This window comes from Luteimonas sp. A534 (assembly GCF_054072805.1).
Map to the genome: position 1 here is coordinate 322,189 of NZ_JBSVRR010000003.1, position 19,290 is coordinate 341,478.

Below are 19,290 nucleotides of genomic sequence, written 5' to 3' on the forward strand. Positions count from 1 at the left end.
GCTGCGCATGATGCTGGACACCTGTTCAGCATCGCGCGCAGCGCTTCGGCGAGGGTTTTCCCCAGCTTCATCGGTCGGCGGGGCGGCGCCAGAATCGCGGCATCCCCCTCGCGAGAGTGTGTCGCCATGCCCACGATCGACTCCAACGTCCGCGCGTTCGAGCAGCATTTCAACGTCTTCGATACCGCGGCGAAGGGCGGCGGCGCCGACGGCAAGGTGAGTCGCAACGACATCGAAGCGGTCGCAAACGGCTCGCAGTACACCGCCGGGCAGCGCGCGGCCGCCCAGTACCTGCTCGACAATCCTGACGTCTACGCCGTGCTCGACACCGGACGCGACGGCGGCGGCCTGTATGCGGCCGACGGCGTGATATCCGACCAGGACATGGCCGCGGTGATGGAAAACGCGCCGCTGTTCGAAGACACCGCGCTGTTCACCAGCGACAGTCCCGCGATTCCCGAAGGCGCCTACCCGGGTTTCGATGATCCTGTCGGCGCGGCGGCGCAGACCGAGCAGGTCGGAACGCACGGCAGCGGTGCGGAGTCGGCGGGCACGTCCCAGTTCATGCACTTCGTGCGCGAACACCAGGATGACCCGCAGTGGCTGCAGGACTACTTCGCTGCCCTGGGCGCGGAAAAGACCGCGCAATACCTGGGCAGCGTCGCCGAGCCGGGCCGCTACACCGACCTGTCGGCCGACTACGCCAATGGCGAGATCGAAGCCGTCCGCGGCGCGATCGAGAACATGTACGAAAGCGGCGTGATCAATGATGCCGACATCGCCCGCCTGGTCGAGCACTGGGCGATGGATCGCGGCAACTTCAACCCGGGCGTCGCACAGCTGTTCGGTGGACTGGGCGGCAGCCACGGCCAGGACATGCAGAACGCGTTCTTCCGCGCCGCCGGCGAACTCGCGCTTGCCGGGCAGGACCTGTCCAACCGCGAGTTCCTGTTCTCGGACGAGGCGATCGACAGGCTCAGCGATGGCGACCGCGAAAGCCTCGCCGCCGCGTCGGCCTTCGTGCTGGGACAGACCAGCACCGAGAACCAGGTCAGCCGCATGATCGACCTGCAGGCCGATGGCGACAATGCGGTCGACAGGTTCATCACGCTCGCAATGTCGACGCCGCCCCATGCGGCCGCCTTCGATTCATACACGTCCGATGCCCAGACCGAACGGCTGCGTGATCCGGATGCGCGCGGGATCATCGGGCAGGAGGTCGACTACGACGGCGTCGCGCAGCTGGTCAGCGCGCTCAGCTTCGACTCCGCGCACTTCAGCGGCCCGGGCAACCAGCCGCCGGCGCCGTACAGCCACGCGGCCCTGCAGTCGGTGCGCGACGAGGTCTTCTACAGCGCGACCAACGGCCTGGATGCCAACCGCGACCAGTGGCAGGACAACACGCTGCTGAAGGATGGCCTGTCGCGGATCCTGATGTCCGACTTCGACCGGATGGTGGCCGATTCGACCGGCGGCAACGGCGCCATGCTCGATGACGACCACCCCTTCCCGGAGGCGCTCGAGAACTTCGCCCAGAACGTGCTGTTCACCGATCCCACCGGCAACCTGCGCGACGCCACCAGCCAGTTCCTGGTGGACAGGCTCGGCACGATGATCAACGACGTCAACACGCTCGACGATGCCGCCTTCGCCGACAAATACGACGGCGCCAACCAGGCGCAGGTAACCCACCTCGCCGGCGCCCTGCTGGGTCACATCGACAACGGCCTGGAGCAGGCCGTGGAGGTGGCGAGCGACAAGCACGACGCGCAGCGGAAGGGCCTGGAGTTCGGGCTCGACCTGGCCTGGGCACTGGGCCAGGACGGCCTGAAGCTGCTGCCGGGCGGCAACGTGGTGTCGACGATCCTGCCCGGCTCGATCACCAAGTCCGAAACCTGGGGCGAAATCAAGGGCGAGCTGGAGAAGATGATGAAGGACGGCCTGACCGACCAGGCCGCCGGCTTGCTGCTTGAGAAGTTCCCCGACCTGCACGCCGACGACGCGCTGTCGGGACTGATGCAGGAGCTCGCTGAAGAGGTCAGCGTCGACAACGAGCGCGACTACCTGTCCGCGCTGCTGAGCAGCTACAACTACGCCGACAACAACCCCGCGGCGACCAACTAGCCCCGACACGGGCGATGCAGCCGCCATGGCTGCATCGCCGGGTCCTGGGCTGGACCGCCCTTACTTGATGCGGGCGGCCTTGCGCAGCTCTTCGGCCTTGTCGGTCTTCTCCCACGAGAACGCCGTGGCGGTGTGGGTCTTGCCGGCGTCGTCGGTGTAGCTGACGTCCTCCGGCGTGCGGCCGAAGTGGCCGTAGCTGGCGGTGCGCTGGTAGATCGGGTGCACCAGGTCGAGCATCTTGATGATGCCGTAGGGGCGCAGGTCGAAGTGGCGGCGGATCAGCTTCTCGATGACATCGTCGGAGACCTTCCCGGTGCCGAAGGTGGTCACCGAGATCGAGGTCGGCTCGGCGACGCCGATGGCGTAGCTCAGCTGCACCTCGCAGCGGTCGGACAGGCCGGCGGCGACCACGTTCTTGGCGACGTAGCGCGCGGCGTACGCGGCCGAGCGGTCGACCTTCGACGGATCCTTGCCCGAGAACGCGCCGCCGCCGTGGCGGGCCCAGCCGCCGTAGGTGTCGACGATGATCTTGCGGCCGGTCAGGCCGCAGTCGCCTACCGGGCCGCCGATCTCGAACTTGCCGGTCGGGTTGATGTGGTACTTGGTGCCCTTGTGCAGCCACTTGGCGGGCAGCACGGGCTTGAGGATCTCTTCGCGCACCGCCTCGATCAGGTCCTTCTGGCGGATGCCCGGGGCGTGCTGGGTGGACAGGACCACGGCGTCGATGGCGACGGCCACGCCGTCTTCGTAGCGCAGGGTGACCTGGCTCTTGGCGTCGGGGCGCAGCCACGGCAGCGGCGACTTCTTCTTCTTGCGCACCTTGGCCTGCTGTTCGACCAGGCGATGCGACAGGTGGATCGCCGCCGGCATGAAGCTGCTGGTCTCCCGGGTCGCGTAGCCGAACATCAGGCCCTGGTCGCCGGCGCCCATTTCCTCGGGCTTCTTGCGGTCCACGCCCTGCGCGATGTGCGGGCTCTGCTTGCCGATCAGGTTCAGCACGCCGCAGGTGGCGCCGTCGAAACCGACGTCGCTGGAGTTGTAGCCGATGTCCAGGATCACCTTGCGGGTCAGCGCTTCGAGGTCGATCCACGCGCTGGTGGTGATCTCGCCGGCGACGATCGCCACGCCGGTCTTCACCATGGTCTCGCAGGCCACGCGCGCGCCCTTGTCCTGGCTCAGGATGGCGTCGAGGACGGCGTCGGAGATCTGGTCGGCGATCTTGTCCGGATGGCCTTCGGAGACCGATTCGGAGGTGAACAGGGTGCTGGACATCGGCCTTATATCCCTTGATTCGGATGGAGAGATGGGCGCGCATGATACATGGGCGCGGGGTCGCGTGCATTGTGCCGCGACCGGGTGGCCCACGGCGTCATGCAGCGTTCCATCGCACAGGATGCGTTGCCCGGGCTCCGGCGGCTAGCATCCGCACATGGACTCACTTTCGCAGATCGTGCTCGGCGCCGCCGTCGCCGCCGCCATTGCGCCACCCCGACACCGCCGCGCCGCGCTGCTGGCAGGGGCTGCGCTGGGCACCTTGCCCGACCTGGACTCGCTGCCGATCGCCCTGTTCACCGACGACCCGGTCGCGCTGATGACCCTGCATCGCGGCTTCAGCCACTCGCTGTTCGTGCTGCCGTTGCTGGGATGGCTGCTCTGGGCGTTCTTCCGCAAGCGCGGCGGGCGCGTGGCCGAGGCGCCGCGGCGCTGGTTCTGGGCGATCCAGATGGCGCTGTTGACGCATCCACTCCTCGACGCCTTCACCGTCTACGGCACCCAGCTGCTGTGGCCCTTGCCGCTGCCGCCTGTCATGTGGTCGAGCGTCTTCATCATCGATCGGCTGTACACGATCTGGCTGCTGGTGGCCTGCGTCGCGGCGTTCTTCCTGCGCGAGCGCGTGGCGGCGCAGCGCGCGCTCGCCGCCGGCCTGGTACTGAGCACCGCCTATCTGGGCTGGTCACTGGCGGCCAAGGCCCTGGTGGAGCACGAGGCCGACCGCGCGCTGGCGGCCGTAGGGCTGGTCGATGCGCCGCGGTTCTCGGTGCCGATGCCCTTCAACACCTTCCTGTGGCGGGTGGTGGCGCTTACGCCGGACGGCTTCGTCGAAGGTGAGCATTCGCTGGTCGCGGACCGCCGTCCGATGACGTTCCGCCGCTACATGTCCGACGTCGAAGCGCTGGCTCAGGTGGACGGCTATCCCGCGGTGGCGCGGCTGGCCTGGTTCAACCGCGGCTTCATGAAGGCCGCCGAGCGCGATGGCCGGCTGGTGCTGAGCGACCTGCGCATGGGCGCGGAGCCCGACTACAGCTTCAATTTCGCGGTCGCCGAGCGTGAGGATGATGGCTGGCGTGAGATCCCGCCCGAACAACTCTCCTGGCCCTGGGAGGCGCGGCGGCGCCTGGCTGACATGTGGCACCGCATCTGGAGCGAGCCCCCGTCGGCCTCCAGACCGCCGGCCTAGGCGGGGAACCAGTAGCGGGTGAAATGGAAGAACACCGGCGCAGCGAACACGACCGAGTCCATCCTGTCCATCATCCCGCCGTGGCCCTCGATCATGCGGCCCCAGTCCTTGGCGCCGAGGCTGCGCTTGACCGCAGACAGCGCCAGCCCACCGCACACGCCCGCGACCACGATGACCGTCGACATGCCCGCCGATTGCAGCGGGGTGAACGGCGTCATCCACCACAGTGCGGTGCCGATGCCGACCGCGGCCAGTCCGCCGCCGAGCAGGCCTTCGACCGTCTTCGACGGACTCACCGCCGGCGCCAGCTTGCGGCGCCCGAACAGCTTGCCGAACACGTACTGCATCACGTCGCTGATCTGCACCACCAGCATCAGGTAGAGCAGCAACAGCTGGCCTTGGCCGGCCGGCGCGCCAGGATGCAGGATCATCAGCGCGGGCGCGTGGCTGATGCAGTAGATCGCGACCATCGTGCCCCACTGGATCTTGGTGGTGCGTGCGAGGAAGTCGGTGGTGTCGCCACCGAACACCGCAAGCACGGGCAGCGCGAGGAAGGCGTAGACCGGGATGAAGATCGCGAACAGGCCGTACCAGTGGTCGTGGATCAGCCAGTACTGGAGCGGGATCAGCAGGTAGAACGCGGCCACCAGCGGCAGGTGGTCCCCGGCGCGGGTCGGGGTGAGGGTGATGAATTCGCGCAGGGCGAAGAACGAAATCCCGGCGAACACCAGCAGCGTGGCCACCGGTCCGATCGCGAAGCAGGCGCCGAGTACCGCCACCATGCCCCACCAGGCGCGCAGCCTTGCGTTGAGGTTCTGCACCGTGGCGCCGCCGCCGTCGGATCCGCGTCGCGACAACAGCCAGCCGATGATCGACGCCACCAGCAGCAGGCCGACGATGCCGGAAAACACGTACACCATCTTCGTTTGCGGGCTCATGCCATCGCCTCCACCGCGGCGCGCGCGCGTTCCAGGAAATCCTCGCGCGACTCACCGGCGGCCAGGGCCAGCGGTGCGCCGAAATTGACATTGCAGTACAGCGGAAGCGGCAGCGGCAGCAGCGCGCCCTTGGGCAGGCTGCGGTGCAGCGTGTCGAGGTAGACCGGCACCAGCTCGAGGTGGGGATATTCGCTGGCGAGCTTGAACAGGCCGCCCTTGAACGCCTGCGGCAGGCGTTCCGCGCTGCGCGTGCCCTCGGGGAACAGGATCAGTGAATCGCCCTGGTCCAGGGCCTCACGCACCGGCGCCAGCGGGTCGGCATCGGCGGCCGCGCGCTGGCGGTCGATCAGGATCGCGCGCAGCACGTTGCCCGACATCCAGCCGCGCAGGCCGGGTTTGTCCCAGTAGTCGCGGGCGGCCACCGGACGCACCTCGGCGCGCTGCCGCGGCGCCAGCGCCGACCAGATGGCGACGGTGTCGAGGTGGCTGGTGTGGTTCGCGAAGTACAGGCATTGGCCGACTGGCGGCGCGACCCGCCACTGCGCGCGTGCGCCGACCAGCGTGCGGGTGAAACCCACCAGGACGGCACCGGCGAGCCGCGCGATCACGAGGCGGCTTCCAGCTGCCGGGCGACTGCGCGCAGGCGCGTCCCGCAGGTCAGCAGTGCGCCCGCGGCAATGACAAGCACCGCGATCACCAGCGCATGGCGGCTGCCGGCCCACATCGTCTCGAAGGGAGCGACGAAGCAGGCCAGGGTCATCAGTGCCATGCGGTGCTGCTTGGCCATCGGGCCGCGGAAATCCTGCGCCAGCCCCAGCGCGCCGCCGAGCGTGCGGATGTACGCCGTCAGCGCCGCCAGCAGGGCCGCGAGCCAGCCGGCCCAGGGCAGGCCGGCCGCGCAGCCCAGCGCGACCAGCAGCACGCTGTCGGCGATGCGGTCGGGGACTTCGTTGTACAGCGCACCGGTGGGCGTGGACCTGCCGCCTTCCACGGCCACCATGCCGTCGAGCAGGTTGCACAGCAGCCGCAGCTGGATGCCCAGCGCGCACAGCCATGCGCCCCAGGCAGGAAGCCACAGCAGCGCGGCGGCGCCAGCGGCGGCGAAGGCGATGCTCAGCACGGAGATCGCGTTGGGCGTCAGCGGCGATCGCGCGAGCGCTGCGGCGCCCCGCTGGATGAGTGCATTGCCGCGCGCCTTGATCGGCCGGCGCGACGCGTCATGGTCCTGTCCTGGTGACGTCATGTGTTCCCTTCCCTGGGTGGGCGCGATGGCCTGGCCGCGCATCTTGGGAGCTGACTGCGCGCGCTGGCAAGCGCAGCGGTGCGTCAGGCGGCCGCCGGGAGGTCCGGCATGACGCCCGCGGCGAGCGCGTCGAAGTAGTCGCGGGTCAGCTGCAGCTGCATGTCCGCGGTCTGCGCGCGGTTGACCACGCTGCGGAAGGCGGCGTTTTCCGGGCGATCCTTCGCGTACCAGCCAAGGTGCTTGCGAGCGATCCGCACGCCCGCCTGCTCCCCGTACAGCACATGCAATGCTTCGAGATGGGACAGCAGGATGTCGCGGACCTCGCGCAGCGACGGCGGCGGCAGGCGCTCGCCGGTGGCGAGGAAGTGCGCCACCTCGCGGAAGATCCAGGGCCGTCCCTGCGCCGCGCGACCGATCATCACTGCGTCGGCACCGGTGTGGCGCAGCACGGCGGCGGCCTTGTCGGGGGAATCGATGTCGCCGTTGGCGAGCACCGGGATCGACAATGCGGCCTTGATAGCGGCGATGGTGTCGTACTCGGCCTGGCCGGTGTAGTGCTGGTCGCGCGTGCGCCCGTGCACGGCCAGCGCGGCGATGCCGCTGTCCTGCGCGATGCGCGCGATCGCGGGCGCGTTGCGCTGCTGCGCGCACCAGCCGGTGCGGATCTTCAGCGTGACCGGCACGTCCACGGCTTCGACCACCGCCTCCAGGATCCGCGCCACCAGCGCTTCGTCCTGCATCAGGGCCGAGCCGGCCCAGGCGCTGCACACTTTCTTGGCCGGGCAGCCCATGTTGATATCGATGATCTGCGCGCCCTGGCCGGCATTGTGGCGCGCGGCCTCGGCCATCAGCCGGGGCTCGGTGCCGGCGATCTGCACGCTCACCGGATCGGGTTCGCCATCGTGGTCCATGCGCGTGAGCGACTTGCGCGTGTTCCAGAAGCGCGGGTCGCTGGTGGTCATCTCGGACACGGCCAGGCCCGCGCCCAGGCGCTTGCACAACTGCCGGAACGGCTTGTCGGTCACGCCCGCCATGGGCGCGAGGACGACGTTCGCGACGATGTCGTGGGGGCCGATGCGCATGGCCGTATTGTCGCCGATCGCGGGGCACGGGGCCCGCGCACTGGCCCGGGGTCAGGCGCCGGGCGCGCCATCCGGCCAGCGGGCGGCCACATCCCTGGCCAGGGGCATCGCGTCCGCTGCGCCCGGGCGTTCGGTGGACAGCGCGGCATAGCGCGTCGCGAAGCGGACATGGGCTGCGAAGGGCGACGACGGCGCGCTCGCCAGCGCGGCCGCCAGTGCGCCGTTGAAAGCGTCGCCGGCACCGGTGGTATCGACCACGCGGGCCTCGGCGGCCGGACAGCGGTAGTGGGCACGGTCATCGCCGCGCAGGCTGTCCTCGCGGTGCGAGACAAAGCATCCGGCGGCCCCCAGCGTCAGCACCAGGGTGCCGCGCGGCAGCAGGGTGCGGCAGAGCCGATGCAGGCCCTCGCCGTCCATGGACGCGAGCGCACCGGCGTCGACGTCGTCGCCGCAGTGGTAGGTCAGCAGGCTGGCGAACTCGGTTTCATTGGGCGTCAGGACTTCGGCCACCGCCAGCAGTTCGCGGCTGCAGGCCGCATTGGCCGGCGCCGGGTTGAGCAGGGTGTGCGCGCCGTTCGCGCGGGCCAGCCGCAGCGCCTCGACGATCGCGTCCACGGGCGACTCGAGCTGGGCCAGGACCACGTCGGCGGCGGCGATCGCCTCGCCCTGGGCGGCCACGAAGTCGGTCGACAGCGCGGCGTTGGCGCCGGGCCCGATGACGATGCTGTTGCCGCCGTTCGCGTCCACGAAGATGCCGGCGGTGCCGGTGGCCGCGTCGGCGCCTTGGGCGCGCAGGTCGATGCCGTGCGTGGTCGCCAGCCGCCGCGCCAATCGCCCGCCATCGTCGTCGCCCAGGGCGCAGATGAAGGTGGTGTCGGCCCCGGCCGAGGCCGCGGCCACCGCCTGGTTGAAGCCCTTGCCGCCGGGACCGGTCGCGTAGTGGCCCGCCAGCGTCTCGCCCGGGCGCGGCAAGCCCGCGCACTGCCAGACGTGGTCGACGTTGAACGAGCCGGCGACGACGACGCGGGACACGCTGCCGGCCTCAGGCGCCGATGTGGGTCAGCACGCCGGCGATGGTCGCGGTCATCAGCGTGGCGACGGTGCCGCCCAGCACCGCGCGCAGGCCGAACCGCGCAAGGTCCTGGCGGCGGTCCGGGGCGAGCCCGCCGATGCCGCCGATCTGGATCGCGATCGAGCTGAAGTTGGCGAAGCCACACAGCGCGTAGGTCGCGATCAGCCGGCCCTCGTCGCCGAGCGACACGCCTTCGACGCGGCCGTTGACGATGTCGGCCAGCTGCAGGTAGGCGACGAACTCGTTGATCACCACCTTCTGCCCGATCAGCGAGCCGACGGTACCGGCGTCTTCCCAGGGCACGCCGATCAGCCAGGCCACCGGCGCCAGCACGTAGCCGAAGATCGCCGCCAGGTCGGTGGGCTTGCCGATCGCCGCCGCAAGCCCGGTGACGTCGCCCAGCCAGGTCAGCGGGGCGTTGATCATCGCGATCAACGCGATGAAGGCCAGCAGCATCGCGCCAATGTTGAGCGCAAGCTTGAGGCCGTCGCCGGCGCCCGCGGCGGCGGCATCGATCAGGTTGCTGGTGGTCTTTTCGACCTCCATCTTCACCGTGCCGCGGGTCAGCGGCTCGCCGGTCTCGGGGATCAGGATCTTGGCGATCACCAGCGTCGCCGGCGCGGCCATGATCGAGGCCGCCAGCAGGTGCTTGGCGTAGTAGGCCTGCTGCGCGGGATCACCCGCGCCGAGCATGCCCACGTAGGCGGCAAGCACGCCGCCGGCGATGTGCGCCATGCCGCCGATCATCATCGTGATCAGCTCGGACTCGGTCATGCGCGAGATGTAGGGACGCACCGTCAGCGGCGCTTCCGTCTGGCCGATGAACACGCTGGCGCAGACGCTGGTGGTCTCCGCGCCCGACACGCGCATCACCTTGGTGATGGCCAGCGCCATGACGCGCACCACCAACTGCATCACGCCCAGGTGGTAGAGCACCGCCATCAGCGAGGCGAAGAAGATGATCGTCGGCAGCACCTGGAAGGCGAAGATGAAGCCGTAGGTCTGCACGTCCATCAGGCTGCCGAAGATGAACTCGGAGCCCGCGTTGACGAAGCCCAGCACCTGCACGAACAGCTGGCCCAGCCAGTCGAAGACCTCGCGCCCGCCGGGCACCAGCAGCACCAGGGCCGCGAATGCGATCTGCAGGGTCACGCCGGTGCCGACCAGCTTCCAGTCGACCCGGCCCTTGTTGTTGGAGAACAGCCAAGTGATCCCGATGAGCACGGCCAGGCCGAAGAGGCCAAAACCGATCCGCGTCAACAATTCCATCAGAACCCGATCCCCTGGCACTGCCGCGGGCGCGCGGCGACGGAGCAGCGTAGTGCAGGCCCGGGAGGCGGGCAACCGTGCTCAGGGATCGCGGGCCACGATCCGGTTGCCGCCGGCGGCCTTGGCGGCCTTCATCCGGCGGTCGGCACAGCCGAGCAGGCCCGATGTACTGGCGCCGTCCTGCGGCCAGGCTGCCAGTCCGGCGCTGAAGGTGAAGGCGAACGCGTCCTGGCCGCGCTCCGGCAGGAACGGGCTCTCGACCAGGGTCCGGCGCAGGCGGTCCAGGCGTTCCCAGGCGCTGCCTGCGGGGCAGTGCAGGACCATCACGAACTCCTGGCCGCCAATCCGGGCCAGGGCCTCGTTGTCGGCCAGCATCCCGCTCATGGTCGAGGCGATGTGGCGCAGCGCGCGGTCGCCGGCCTTGGGTCCGGCTTCGTCATTGACGCGCTTGAAGCGGTCGATGTCGAGCAGCACCAGGGTGAGCGACGCCGCGGAGTTGCGCGCGGTGGCGAACACGTGCGGCATGCGCTGCAGCAGCCAGGAGCGGTTCGGGAGCCCGGTGAGGCCGTCGTGTCCCGACAGCTCCACCAGCGACTGCATGCGCCGGACCAGGACCGCGGCGGTGCCGGTGGCGATGAGCAGCAGCAGCGCCCGCAACAGGTGCCCGCCGATCCCGAGTTCGCCCCCATCGAGCGGCTGCAGGCCGTCGGCCACCTCGCCACGCGCGTAGGCGGCCGCAGCCAGCAGGATGTACTGGGCCAGCGCAAGGCCGCCGGTGAACAGCGTCAGGCGCCCATCCGCGCGCAGGGCGGTGGAGCCGATCAAGACCAGGTAGAACGACCAGCCGACCGCGGCGTGGAGCGTGGCCGCCGGGTACCGTGTCGCAAGCACCGCGAGCGCCATGGACACCAGGGTGACGTCCCAGGCGCTGGTCGCGAACGGCAGCCAGGTCCGGCGCGTGCGCGTCAGCACCAGCCACAGGAGCGCCATCGCGTTCACCAGGACCACCGCAGCCAGGCAGGCCAGGATCCGGCCCATGCCCGCGCCCGCGGCCGCGGCGAGGAGCGGCAGGGCCAGCGCCAGCACCGACAGCAGCAAGCGCGCGCGGGCGACCAGGCGCTCGCCGCTTCCGCCGAGTTCGCGCATGACTTCGTCGGGCGGTGCCATCAGGCGCCCCAGCGTGTCGCGGATCCCGCCATCGTTGGCGTGCATGGTGCGTGCCGTTCCCCCTTGCCTGTCGGGGAGGATAGCGCGGCGGCGCGCGTACACTGCGGCCCGGGCATGTGAACGGAGTGGTCGACGATGGAATACCGCAGGCTCGGCGCGTCGGGGCTGGCGCTGTCGGCGCTGTCGCTTGGCGCTTGGACCACGTTCGGCAGCGGCATCGCACGCGGCGAGGCGCGCGAACTCGTGGCCGCGGCCTGGGACCATGGCATCAACTTCTTCGACAACGCCGAGAGTTATGCCCAGGGCGACGCCGAGCGCGTGATGGGCGACGTGATCGTCGACCTGCGGCTGCCGCGCGACGGCTTCGCGGTGTCGAGCAAGGTGATGTTCGGATCGGCCGCGGATCCGCTGCCGATGCAGAAGGGCCTGTCGCGCAAGCACGTGCACGACGCCTGCCATGCGGCGCTGAAGCGACTGCGCGTGGACTACCTCGACCTGTTCTTCTGCCATCGCCCCGATCCCGACGTGCCGGTGCTGGAAACGGTGTCCGCGATGGATGCGCTCGTGCGCCAGGGCAAGGTGATGTACTGGGGCACGTCGGAATGGCCGGCCGCCCTGGTGCGCGAGGCGCATGCGGCGGCGCGCGCGAACCAACTGCAGCCGCCGTCGATGGAACAGCCGCAGTACAACCTGTTGCACCGGCGTCGCGTGGAGCTCGAGTACGCGCCGCTGTATGCCGAGCTGGGCCTGGGCACCACGGTGTGGTCGCCGCTGGCCTCGGGCCTGCTGACCGGCAAATACAACGACGGCGTGCCCGAGGGTTCGCGCGCCGCGCGCGAGGACTGGCTGCGTGAGCGGTTGGCCGGCGGCGAGGGCGACGACCGCCTTGCGCGGGCGCGGCGTTTCACCGCGCTGGCCGACGAGCTCGGCGTGCGGCCCGGGGCGCTGGCGATCGCCTGGTGCCTGCGCAATCCGCATGTATCCACCGTGATCCTGGGTGCAAGCCGGGTCAGCCAGCTCCTTGAGAACCTGGGGGCCCTGGAGCTGGCCGGGCTGCTGGATGAAGCGACGTGGCGTCGCGCGGAGTCCGCGACCGCCGGCTGATATTCCGGTTGACAGGCAAATGAGAATCATTAGCATTGGATTCCTCATTCGATGAGGAGCTCCAGATGCTTGCCTCCCGGTCCCATCCGTCCAGCTTCAACGCCGACCTCGACGAACCGTCGTTTGCCGATCATCCGGATCCTTCCGTGTGCGACGGAGAGGTCACCAGTGCGTCCCTGCTGCACGGCCAGCGCGAAGTGCTCATCCGCCACGGCAGCGAGGTCTATCGCCTCCGCCACACGCGCAACGACAAGCTGATCCTCACCAAGTAAGCGTCCCGCCGCGGTCACAGTGGGCGCCCGGCCCGCGTCTATACTCCAGATCAATCATTGGGGAGATGTGGGATGTCCGGAGCAACCTTCATTGCGGCCGTGCTGGCTGTCGCGTTCATCGTCTTTTTCTTCAAGATGGTGCGCATCGTGCCGCAGGGCTTCGAGTGGACGGTCGAGCGCTTCGGCAAGTACACGCACACGCTGTCGCCCGGGCTGCACCTGCTGATCCCGGTGATGCAGGCGGTGGGCCGCAAGGTCAACGTCATGGAGCAGGTGCTCGACGTGCCCTCGCAGGAAGTCATCACCAAGGACAACGCCGTGGTGAAGGTCGATGGCGTGGTGTTCTTCCAGGTGCTCGATGCCGCCAAGGCCGCCTACGAGGTCTCCAACCTCGAGGTCGCCACGATCGCGCTGGTGCAGACCAACATCCGCACCGTGATCGGCTCGATGGACCTCGACGAATCGCTGTCCAACCGCGAGTCGATCAACGCCCAGCTGCTCAACGTCGTCGACCAGGCCACCCATCCGTGGGGCATCAAGGTCACCCGCATCGAGATCCGCGACATCCAGCCGCCGCGCGACCTGATCGATTCCATGGGCCGGCAGATGAAGGCCGAGCGCGACCGACGCGCCGTGATCCTGGAAGCCGAGGGCCATCGCAGCTCGGCGATCCTGCGCGCCGAGGGCGAGAAGCAGGCGGCGATCCTGCAGGCCGAGGGCGAACGCGAAGCGGCCTACCGCGAGGCCGAGGCGCGCGAGCGCCTGGCCGAGGCGGAGGCCAAGGCCACTGAAATGGTGTCCAACGCGATCGCGTCGGGCGACGTGCAGGCGATCAACTACTTCATCGCGCAGAAGTACGTCGAGGCCTTCCGCGAGCTCGCGACCGCGCCCAACGCCAAGTTCGTGATGATGCCGATGGAGACCAGCGGGATCATCGGCTCGATCGCGGGCATCGCCGAGCTGGGCAAGGAAGCGCTGGGCAAGCAGCAGGTCGACACGCGCGCGCGCATCGACGCCAAGCGACCGGGGATCTGAGGTGGCCTGGAGCACGCACACCATCGCCTGGGCCGCGATCGCACTGGTGCTGATCGCGGCGGAGACCTTCATCCCGGGCGCGTTCCTGCTCTGGATGGGCATTGCCGCGGCGGTCGTCTGGATGGTGGTGCTGTTGTTCCCCGGCCTGTCGCTGCTGGCACAGGTGGTGCTGTTCGTGGCGCTGAGCGTGGTCGCGGTGCTGGCCTACCTGAAGTGGGGGCGCGGCCGCGAACGTCCGAGCGACCGGCCACTGCTCAACCGCCGAGCCGAGCAGCTGGTCGGGCGCGTGGTCGCACTGGATCGCGCGATCATCGGCGCTCGCGGTCGGGTGAAACTGGACGACGCCTACTGGGATGTCAGCGGTCCCGAGCTCGAAGCCGGGGCGCAGGTGCGCGTCATCGGGGCCAACGGCATGGTGCTCGAGGTGCGTCCGGTCGACTGAGGCAGGGGCGGGCAATCGGATCGGAGCGTTGCAGCCCTGCGTCGACGCCAGGACCGGGCTGCCCCCACGGGGCGATGCCGGTCGGGGATAATGGTCCTCCGCCGCACAGGAGCCCTTGCCCATGACCCGCCAGACGATCCTCAACGCCTCCCACCGCGCGCTCGGCGCGAAGATGGTCGACTTCGGCGGCTGGGACATGCCGATCAACTACGGCTCCCAGATCGAGGAGCACCACCACGTGCGCCGCGACGCCGGCATGTTCGACGTCTCGCACATGACCGTGGTCGACCTGCACGGCGCGCGCGCGCGCGACTTCCTGCGCAAGCTGGTCGCCAACTCGGTCGACAAGCTCAAGGTCCAGGGCAAGGCCCTGTACACCTGCATGCTCGACGAGCAGGGCGGGGTGATCGACGACCTGATCATCTATTACCTCGGCGACGACTTCTATCGACTGGTGGTCAATGCCTCGACGCGCGACAAGGACCTGGCCTGGATCAACGCCCAGGCGAAGCCGTTCGATGTCGAGGTCCGGGTGCGCGACGACCTGGCGATGATCGCCGTGCAGGGCCCGCAGGCACGCGACAAGGTGCTGGGCCTGGTCCATGGCGACGACCAGGCCGCCATCGCCAAGCTCGGCAAGTTCGCCAGCCGCGACGTCCGCTCCGCCGATGGCGCGCCGCTGTTCATCGCCCGCACCGGCTACACCGGCGAGGACGGCTTCGAGGTCGCGCTGCCAGTCGGGCACGCCGTGGCGTTCTGGGACGCGCTGGTCGCGGCGGGCGTGGCGCCGGCGGGCCTGGGCGCGCGCGACACGCTGCGCCTCGAGGCCGGCCTGCCGCTGTACGGCCAGGACATGGATGAATCGGTGACGCCCTACGAGGCCGGCCTGGGCTGGACGGTGTCGCTGGATGAAGGGCGGGAGTTCAACGGTCGCGCGGTGCTCGAGGCACAGCGCGATCGCGGCGACGCCCGCCAGATCGTCGGCTTGGTGATGGACGAGAAGGGCGTGCTGCGCCACGGCCAGAAGGTGCTGGCGGCGAGCGGCGAGGGCGAGATCCTGTCAGGTACGTTCGCGCCCACGCTGGGCAAGGCGATCGCCCTGGCGCGGCTCCCGGCGGGCGAGCCCGGCGACGTGCGCGTGGACATCCGCGGCCGCGAGGTGCCGGTGCGCGTGGTCGCCTATCCTTTCGTTCGCGACGGCCAGCCCCGCGAGGGCATTTGATCCACCGGCCCGACCCTTCGTTACACTAATCCCCCCACCCCCCAGCAACGCTGTCTCCGGAGCAATGCGATGAGCGAAATCCCTGGCGATCTCAAGTTCATGAAGTCCCACGAGTGGGCCCGAGTCGAAGGTGACGGCAAGGTCACCGTCGGCATTTCCGACCACGCCCAGGGCCTGCTCGGCGACCTGGTCTATGTCGACCTGCCAGGCGTCGGCGACAGCGTGGAGGCGGGCACCGCCTGCGCGGTGGTCGAGTCGGTCAAGGCCGCCTCCGATATCTATGCCCCGGTGTCGGGGACGATCCTCGAGGTCAACGCCGCGCTTGCCGACAAGCCGGAAACGATCAACGAAGACGCGTTCGGGGAAGGCTGGCTGTTCGTGATCGAGGCCAGTGAGCCCGACCAGGTCAAGGAGCTGCTTGCTCCCGACGATTACGCCGCGCTGATCGAAGGCGACGACTGACGGACGCCATCGCCGCGCGACGCGCGGCATCGTGTTTCGGAACGCCGGGCATTGCCCGGCGTTCTTCGTCCGGGCGCGGGAGCGGTTGAAAAGGTCCGCGCACTTTCGCGCAATTCGGTCATTGCAGCACCATTGGTGGCGACTGTCCTTGACCCGTCTGCACGCGACGTACACGCGGGCGCGACGAGCACTCGCGCCGCGCCGCGTCGCGTCGCGTGCATCGGCGCACGCACGGCACGAGCGTCCTGCCGCGCGCGCAAAGCACTTAAAACAAGCGCTTTCCCGCATGGGCATCGACGCATTCCCGTTTCCCCCGTCGCTTGCACCACGCGTCGGCACGCCGCTTTCGCCGACGATGGCGTCGACGCTTGCTCCCGCGCAGCGTCCTTGGGGCGACGAAGGGTGTTGACAGCGAAAAAAACCGTGATTAGGTTTCGCCACAACGACACGTGGCCACGAAGCGAGTGAGTGCGAACCAAGCGACAACGCGCGATACAACTCAGTCCTACCGCCGGATGGTCGGCATGGTGGACTCGGGCGTTGTCTCCTCCGCGAAAACTCGAGGACCTTCGAATCATGCAACCCGCGACGCACTCCGCAGCGGGTTTTTTCGTGTCGAGCAATACCAGATCCGGCACGACGCGCTCTGCGCGTCGTCGGTTGACCGTGGGTCCGACACCCGCGGTGCGTTTCGTACTGGGCAGTAGTACCTGCAAGTCCCACAGACGAGGAGAGCCATCACATGGCCACTAAGAAAGTCGTGAAAAAGAAGCCCGCCAAGAAGGCGGCGAAGAAAACCGCGAAGAAGGCCGTGCGCAAGGCTGCACCGCGCAAGGTCGCCAAGAAGGTCGCGAAGAAGAAGGTCGCGAAGAAGGCAGTGAAGAAGGCCGCCGTGAAGAAGGCCGCGAAGAAGACCGCCAAGAAGGCAACCCGCAAGGTCGCCAAGAAGAAGGTCGCGAAGAAGGTAGCCAAGAAGGCCACCAAGAAGACCGCCAAGAAGGCGGCGAAGAAGGTCGCGAAGCGTCCGGCCAAGAAGGCTGCCAAGAAGGCTGTCGCCAAGAAGTCACCGGCGAAGAAGGCGACCAAGAAGGCCGCCGCCAAGAAGACCGTGAAGAAGACCGCCAAGAAGGCGGCGAAAAAGCGTGCGCCGCGCAAGGCCAAGGCACCGGTCGTCTCCATCCCGGCGGCACCCGCGCCGTTGATGTAAGCAACCCCGATAGCCGTAAACCCGACCCCTCTCCCGCAGCCCAGGCGGGGGAGGGGTTTTTCTTTGGCGGGTCAGCGTGGCTCGGCGGTCGAAGCGGCGGCGCTCGAGCCGGCGGGACCGGGGTGCGGCCGGTCGGCGCGGGGTGACGGTGGTGCGTGCTGCCCGTCGTGGTCGGCGGCGTTGGCCAGCAGCAGCTCGTCCACCTCTTCGAGGTCGACATCCAGCCACTGACGCTGACCCAAGCCGATGGCGCTGTCGAGGATGGTCGGCAGCAGGCCGGTGGGCAGGCTGCTTTCGCCGTTCCACAGCACGACCACGCCGAGGTCGCGCTCGGGCATCAGGGCCATCAGGCCCCGGTAGCCCTGCACCGCGCCCGCATGGAAGACCACGCGATGGCCGGCATATTCATAGACGCGCCAGCCCAGGGCATACCCGGCCTCGTTCACGCGCTCCCGCCGCCAGGACGAGCTGCGTGTCTCCTGCGGCGTCGACACCAGCGGCTGCTGGAGCGTTGCAAGCAGCGGCGCAGGCAGCACGTCGGGGCGCCGCCCCGACTGCGCGATCAGCCACTGCGCCATGTCGCTGATGCTGGCGTTGACGCCCGCGGCCGGCGCGACCCGGTAGTACGTGGGCTTGGGCATCAGTGAACGCCAGCCGCCGCCCGCGCGTACGTGCGGCTTGGCCCAGCGCGGGCTCGCCTGGATGCCTTCAAGGCCGTAGCTCGCATCGTTCATGCCCAGCGGCTTGAAGATGCGCCCGGTGACGGCCTCGCTGAAGAACTGGCCGGTGGCGGCGAACACCACGTCGCCGACCAGGCTGAAGGCCACGTTCTGGTAGCTGTAGCAGTCGCCGACGTCGCAGGTCATGGGCGCGTCGGCGAACCTTTGCACCAGGGTGCGGTAGTCGGCGTTGCGCTCGATGTCGCGGTCATAGGTGTTGCGGCCCAGGCCGACGCGGTGGCTGAGGACGTCGGCGACGGTCAGCTTGCCGGCGGCATCGGGATTGGAGAAGCGCAGCGCCGGCATGAAGTCGGCGACGTTGCTGTCCCAGCGCAGCGACCCTTCGGCCACGAGCAATCCGGTCATGGTGCCGGCGAACGGCTTGGACAGCGATGCCAGGCGGAACACGGTATGCGCGTCGACCGGCTCGGCGGCACTGACATCGGTAATGCCATAGCCGCGCGCGCTGAGGACCTCGCCCTTGTGGACGATGGCCATCGCCAGGCCGGGCACGCGCTGGTTGGCAACCACCATCTGTGCCATGGCTTCGAAGCGGGCGACGTCGAAGTCGCTGGACAACGGCATCGACGTGGTGCCGGGCGGCAGCAAGGGCGATGGACCGTCCGCCACGGTGGCTGCCTGCGTGGCTTCCGCCTGGACATCGGCGGACGGCTGCCACTGGAGTTTTGTCTGCGCCGCAGTACCCGCCGCCATCGGCGTGAGGCATGCCAGCAAACCTGCGACCAGGAAGAGGCGGGGAGGCGTGCGCGCTGCGTCTTTCATCGGGCGTTCCCCCTGCGTATGCTGCGACTGCGGGGTGATCATATGCCCCTGTTTCCGCAATTGCATGAACAAGGGGAGCTTTGATGTCCAGCTTGCTGATCCTGCTCGTGTTTGCCGGTGTGATCGTGGTCGCACTGATGTGGGGCGTGGGCATCTACAACGGCCTCGTCACCGCCCGCAACGCATTCAAGAACGCCTTCGCCCAGATCGACGTGCAGCTGCAGCGCCGCTTCGACCTGATCCCGAACCTCGTCGAGACCGCCAAGGGCTACCTCAAGCACGAGCGCGAGACCCTGGAGGCGGTGATCGCCGCCCGCAGCGCCGCGATGTCGGGCCTGTCGGCGGCCAAGGCCAGCCCGGGCGACCCCGCGGCGATGGCCGAGCTCGGCCAGTCGCAAGGCATGCTCAACAGCGCGCTGGGCCGTCTGATGATGGTGGCCGAGGCCTATCCGGACCTCAAGGCCAACCAGAACATGATGCAGCTCACCGAAGAGCTCACCTCCACGGAGAACCGCGTGGCGTTCGCGCGCCAGGCCTACAACGACTCGGTGATGGCCTACAACATCAAGCGTGAGGTGTTCCCGTCCAACATCCTGGCCGGCATGTTCAACTTCGACGCCGCGGCGCTGCTGGAAATCCCGGCCGACAAGGCCGAGGTCCGCGAGGCGCCCAAGGTCCAGTTCTAAAGCTC

General features: G+C 68.9%; 19 protein-coding genes. 10 read left to right on the top strand and 9 right to left on the bottom strand.

Translation table 11 applies throughout. The features are described from left to right. Positions 1–126 precede the first annotated feature (126 nt). A complete protein-coding gene (locus ACW5F0_RS09690; protein ID WP_456999637.1) occupies positions 127–2,124 on the top strand; it encodes a hypothetical protein in 1,998 nt (665 codons plus the stop codon). Between the two features lie 60 nt (positions 2,125–2,184). On the opposite strand, the gene metK is transcribed toward ACW5F0_RS09690, so the two are convergent. Then, positions 2,185–3,396, bottom strand: a complete 1,212-nt coding sequence (metK, locus tag ACW5F0_RS09695) for a methionine adenosyltransferase (protein WP_456963730.1) — start codon at positions 3,394–3,396, stop codon at positions 2,185–2,187. A 157-nt stretch (positions 3,397–3,553) separates the two neighbouring features. On the opposite strand from metK, the gene ACW5F0_RS09700 reads away from it, so the two are divergent. Beyond that, a complete protein-coding gene (locus tag ACW5F0_RS09700) occupies positions 3,554–4,582 on the top strand; it encodes a metal-dependent hydrolase (RefSeq protein ID WP_456999638.1) in 1,029 nt (342 codons plus the stop codon). On the opposite strand, the gene ACW5F0_RS09705 is transcribed toward ACW5F0_RS09700, so the two are convergent. The 7 genes from ACW5F0_RS09705 to ACW5F0_RS09735 form a co-directional block, all read right to left on the bottom strand. Then, entirely contained in the window at positions 4,579–5,520 is a 942-nt protein-coding gene (locus tag ACW5F0_RS09705; protein WP_456963732.1) for a phosphatidate cytidylyltransferase, read from the bottom strand. The genes ACW5F0_RS09700 and ACW5F0_RS09705 overlap by 4 nt on opposite strands. After that, the gene (locus ACW5F0_RS09710; protein WP_456963733.1) at positions 5,517–6,128 is read right to left on the bottom strand and encodes a lysophospholipid acyltransferase family protein; all 612 of its coding nucleotides are present in this window, start codon (positions 6,126–6,128) and stop codon (positions 5,517–5,519) included. Before ACW5F0_RS09710 ends, ACW5F0_RS09705 begins: the two co-directional genes overlap by 4 nt. Continuing rightward, the gene (locus tag ACW5F0_RS09715) at positions 6,125–6,763 is read right to left on the bottom strand and encodes a CDP-alcohol phosphatidyltransferase family protein (RefSeq protein WP_456999639.1); all 639 of its coding nucleotides are present in this window, start codon (positions 6,761–6,763) and stop codon (positions 6,125–6,127) included. The genes ACW5F0_RS09710 and ACW5F0_RS09715 overlap by 4 nt, the downstream gene beginning before the upstream one ends. A gap of 83 nt (positions 6,764–6,846) precedes the next feature. After that, a complete protein-coding gene (dusB, locus tag ACW5F0_RS09720) occupies positions 6,847–7,845 on the bottom strand; it encodes a tRNA dihydrouridine synthase DusB (protein WP_456999640.1) in 999 nt (332 codons plus the stop codon). A 51-nt stretch (positions 7,846–7,896) separates the two neighbouring features. Continuing rightward, entirely contained in the window at positions 7,897–8,877 is a 981-nt protein-coding gene (locus tag ACW5F0_RS09725) for a ribokinase (protein ID WP_456963736.1), read from the bottom strand. A gap of 10 nt (positions 8,878–8,887) precedes the next feature. Beyond that, positions 8,888–10,189: a NupC/NupG family nucleoside CNT transporter gene (locus ACW5F0_RS09730; RefSeq protein ID WP_456965203.1), complete on the bottom strand. Its 1,302-nt coding sequence runs from the start codon at positions 10,187–10,189 to the stop codon at positions 8,888–8,890. A 78-nt stretch (positions 10,190–10,267) separates the two neighbouring features. Further along, on the bottom strand, positions 10,268–11,398 hold the full coding sequence (locus tag ACW5F0_RS09735) for a GGDEF domain-containing protein (protein WP_456963737.1): 1,131 nt from the start codon (positions 11,396–11,398) through the stop codon (positions 10,268–10,270). 90 nt (positions 11,399–11,488) lie between these two features. Between ACW5F0_RS09735 and ACW5F0_RS09740 the strand changes: the two genes are divergently transcribed. The 7 genes from ACW5F0_RS09740 (at position 11,489) to ACW5F0_RS09770 (ending at position 17,097) form a co-directional block, all read left to right on the top strand. After that, positions 11,489–12,457: an aldo/keto reductase gene (locus tag ACW5F0_RS09740; RefSeq protein ID WP_456963738.1), complete on the top strand. Its 969-nt coding sequence runs from the start codon at positions 11,489–11,491 to the stop codon at positions 12,455–12,457. 65 nt (positions 12,458–12,522) lie between these two features. Beyond that, the gene (locus tag ACW5F0_RS09745) at positions 12,523–12,729 is read left to right on the top strand and encodes a hemin uptake protein HemP (protein ID WP_456963739.1); all 207 of its coding nucleotides are present in this window, start codon (positions 12,523–12,525) and stop codon (positions 12,727–12,729) included. A 72-nt stretch (positions 12,730–12,801) separates the two neighbouring features. Continuing rightward, entirely contained in the window at positions 12,802–13,764 is a 963-nt protein-coding gene (locus ACW5F0_RS09750) for an SPFH domain-containing protein (RefSeq protein ID WP_456963740.1), read from the top strand. A gap of 1 nt (position 13,765) precedes the next feature. Beyond that, positions 13,766–14,206 carry an NfeD family protein gene (locus tag ACW5F0_RS09755; protein ID WP_456963741.1) on the top strand — a complete coding sequence of 147 codons (441 nt, stop codon included), beginning with the start codon at positions 13,766–13,768 and terminating at the stop codon, positions 14,204–14,206. A gap of 121 nt (positions 14,207–14,327) precedes the next feature. Next, positions 14,328–15,428, top strand: coding sequence for a glycine cleavage system aminomethyltransferase GcvT (gcvT, locus tag ACW5F0_RS09760; RefSeq protein ID WP_456963742.1), 1,101 nt, complete (start codon positions 14,328–14,330; stop codon positions 15,426–15,428). Positions 15,429–15,497: 69 nt separating this feature from the next. Further along, positions 15,498–15,890, top strand: a complete 393-nt coding sequence (gene gcvH / locus ACW5F0_RS09765) for a glycine cleavage system protein GcvH (protein WP_456963743.1) — start codon at positions 15,498–15,500, stop codon at positions 15,888–15,890. Between the two features lie 742 nt (positions 15,891–16,632). Beyond that, entirely contained in the window at positions 16,633–17,097 is a 465-nt protein-coding gene (locus ACW5F0_RS09770; RefSeq protein ID WP_456999641.1) for a hypothetical protein, read from the top strand. A 71-nt stretch (positions 17,098–17,168) separates the two neighbouring features. Here ACW5F0_RS09770 and ACW5F0_RS09775 read toward each other — a convergent pair whose 3' ends face one another. Continuing rightward, entirely contained in the window at positions 17,169–18,563 is a 1,395-nt protein-coding gene (locus tag ACW5F0_RS09775; RefSeq protein WP_456965204.1) for a serine hydrolase domain-containing protein, read from the bottom strand. A gap of 119 nt (positions 18,564–18,682) precedes the next feature. On the opposite strand from ACW5F0_RS09775, the gene ACW5F0_RS09780 reads away from it, so the two are divergent. Then, positions 18,683–19,285: a LemA family protein gene (locus ACW5F0_RS09780; protein ID WP_456963745.1), complete on the top strand. Its 603-nt coding sequence runs from the start codon at positions 18,683–18,685 to the stop codon at positions 19,283–19,285. Positions 19,286–19,290: the final 5 nt, after the last annotated feature.

Excerpts from the sequence above, each read along its gene's own strand:
- ACW5F0_RS09690 (WP_456999637.1), top strand. The coding sequence starts at position 127 with ATGCCCACGATCGACTCCAACGTCCGCGCGTTCGAGCAGCATTTCAAC.
- gcvT (WP_456963742.1), top strand. The coding sequence starts at position 14,328 with ATGACCCGCCAGACGATCCTCAACGCCTCCCACCGCGCGCTCGGCGCG.
- ACW5F0_RS09745 (WP_456963739.1), top strand. The coding sequence starts at position 12,523 with ATGCTTGCCTCCCGGTCCCATCCGTCCAGCTTCAACGCCGACCTCGAC.
- ACW5F0_RS09715 (WP_456999639.1), bottom strand. The coding sequence starts at position 6,763 with ATGACGTCACCAGGACAGGACCATGACGCGTCGCGCCGGCCGATCAAG.
- ACW5F0_RS09740 (WP_456963738.1), top strand. The coding sequence starts at position 11,489 with ATGGAATACCGCAGGCTCGGCGCGTCGGGGCTGGCGCTGTCGGCGCTG.
- ACW5F0_RS09705 (WP_456963732.1), bottom strand. The coding sequence starts at position 5,520 with ATGAGCCCGCAAACGAAGATGGTGTACGTGTTTTCCGGCATCGTCGGC.
- ACW5F0_RS09700 (WP_456999638.1), top strand. The coding sequence starts at position 3,554 with ATGGACTCACTTTCGCAGATCGTGCTCGGCGCCGCCGTCGCCGCCGCC.
- gcvH (WP_456963743.1), top strand. The coding sequence starts at position 15,498 with ATGAGCGAAATCCCTGGCGATCTCAAGTTCATGAAGTCCCACGAGTGG.
- ACW5F0_RS09735 (WP_456963737.1), bottom strand. The coding sequence starts at position 11,398 with ATGCACGCCAACGATGGCGGGATCCGCGACACGCTGGGGCGCCTGATG.
- ACW5F0_RS09750 (WP_456963740.1), top strand. The coding sequence starts at position 12,802 with ATGTCCGGAGCAACCTTCATTGCGGCCGTGCTGGCTGTCGCGTTCATC.
- metK (WP_456963730.1), bottom strand. The coding sequence starts at position 3,396 with ATGTCCAGCACCCTGTTCACCTCCGAATCGGTCTCCGAAGGCCATCCG.
- ACW5F0_RS09780 (WP_456963745.1), top strand. The coding sequence starts at position 18,683 with ATGTCCAGCTTGCTGATCCTGCTCGTGTTTGCCGGTGTGATCGTGGTC.
- dusB (WP_456999640.1), bottom strand. The coding sequence starts at position 7,845 with ATGCGCATCGGCCCCCACGACATCGTCGCGAACGTCGTCCTCGCGCCC.
- ACW5F0_RS09770 (WP_456999641.1), top strand. The coding sequence starts at position 16,633 with ATGGCCACTAAGAAAGTCGTGAAAAAGAAGCCCGCCAAGAAGGCGGCG.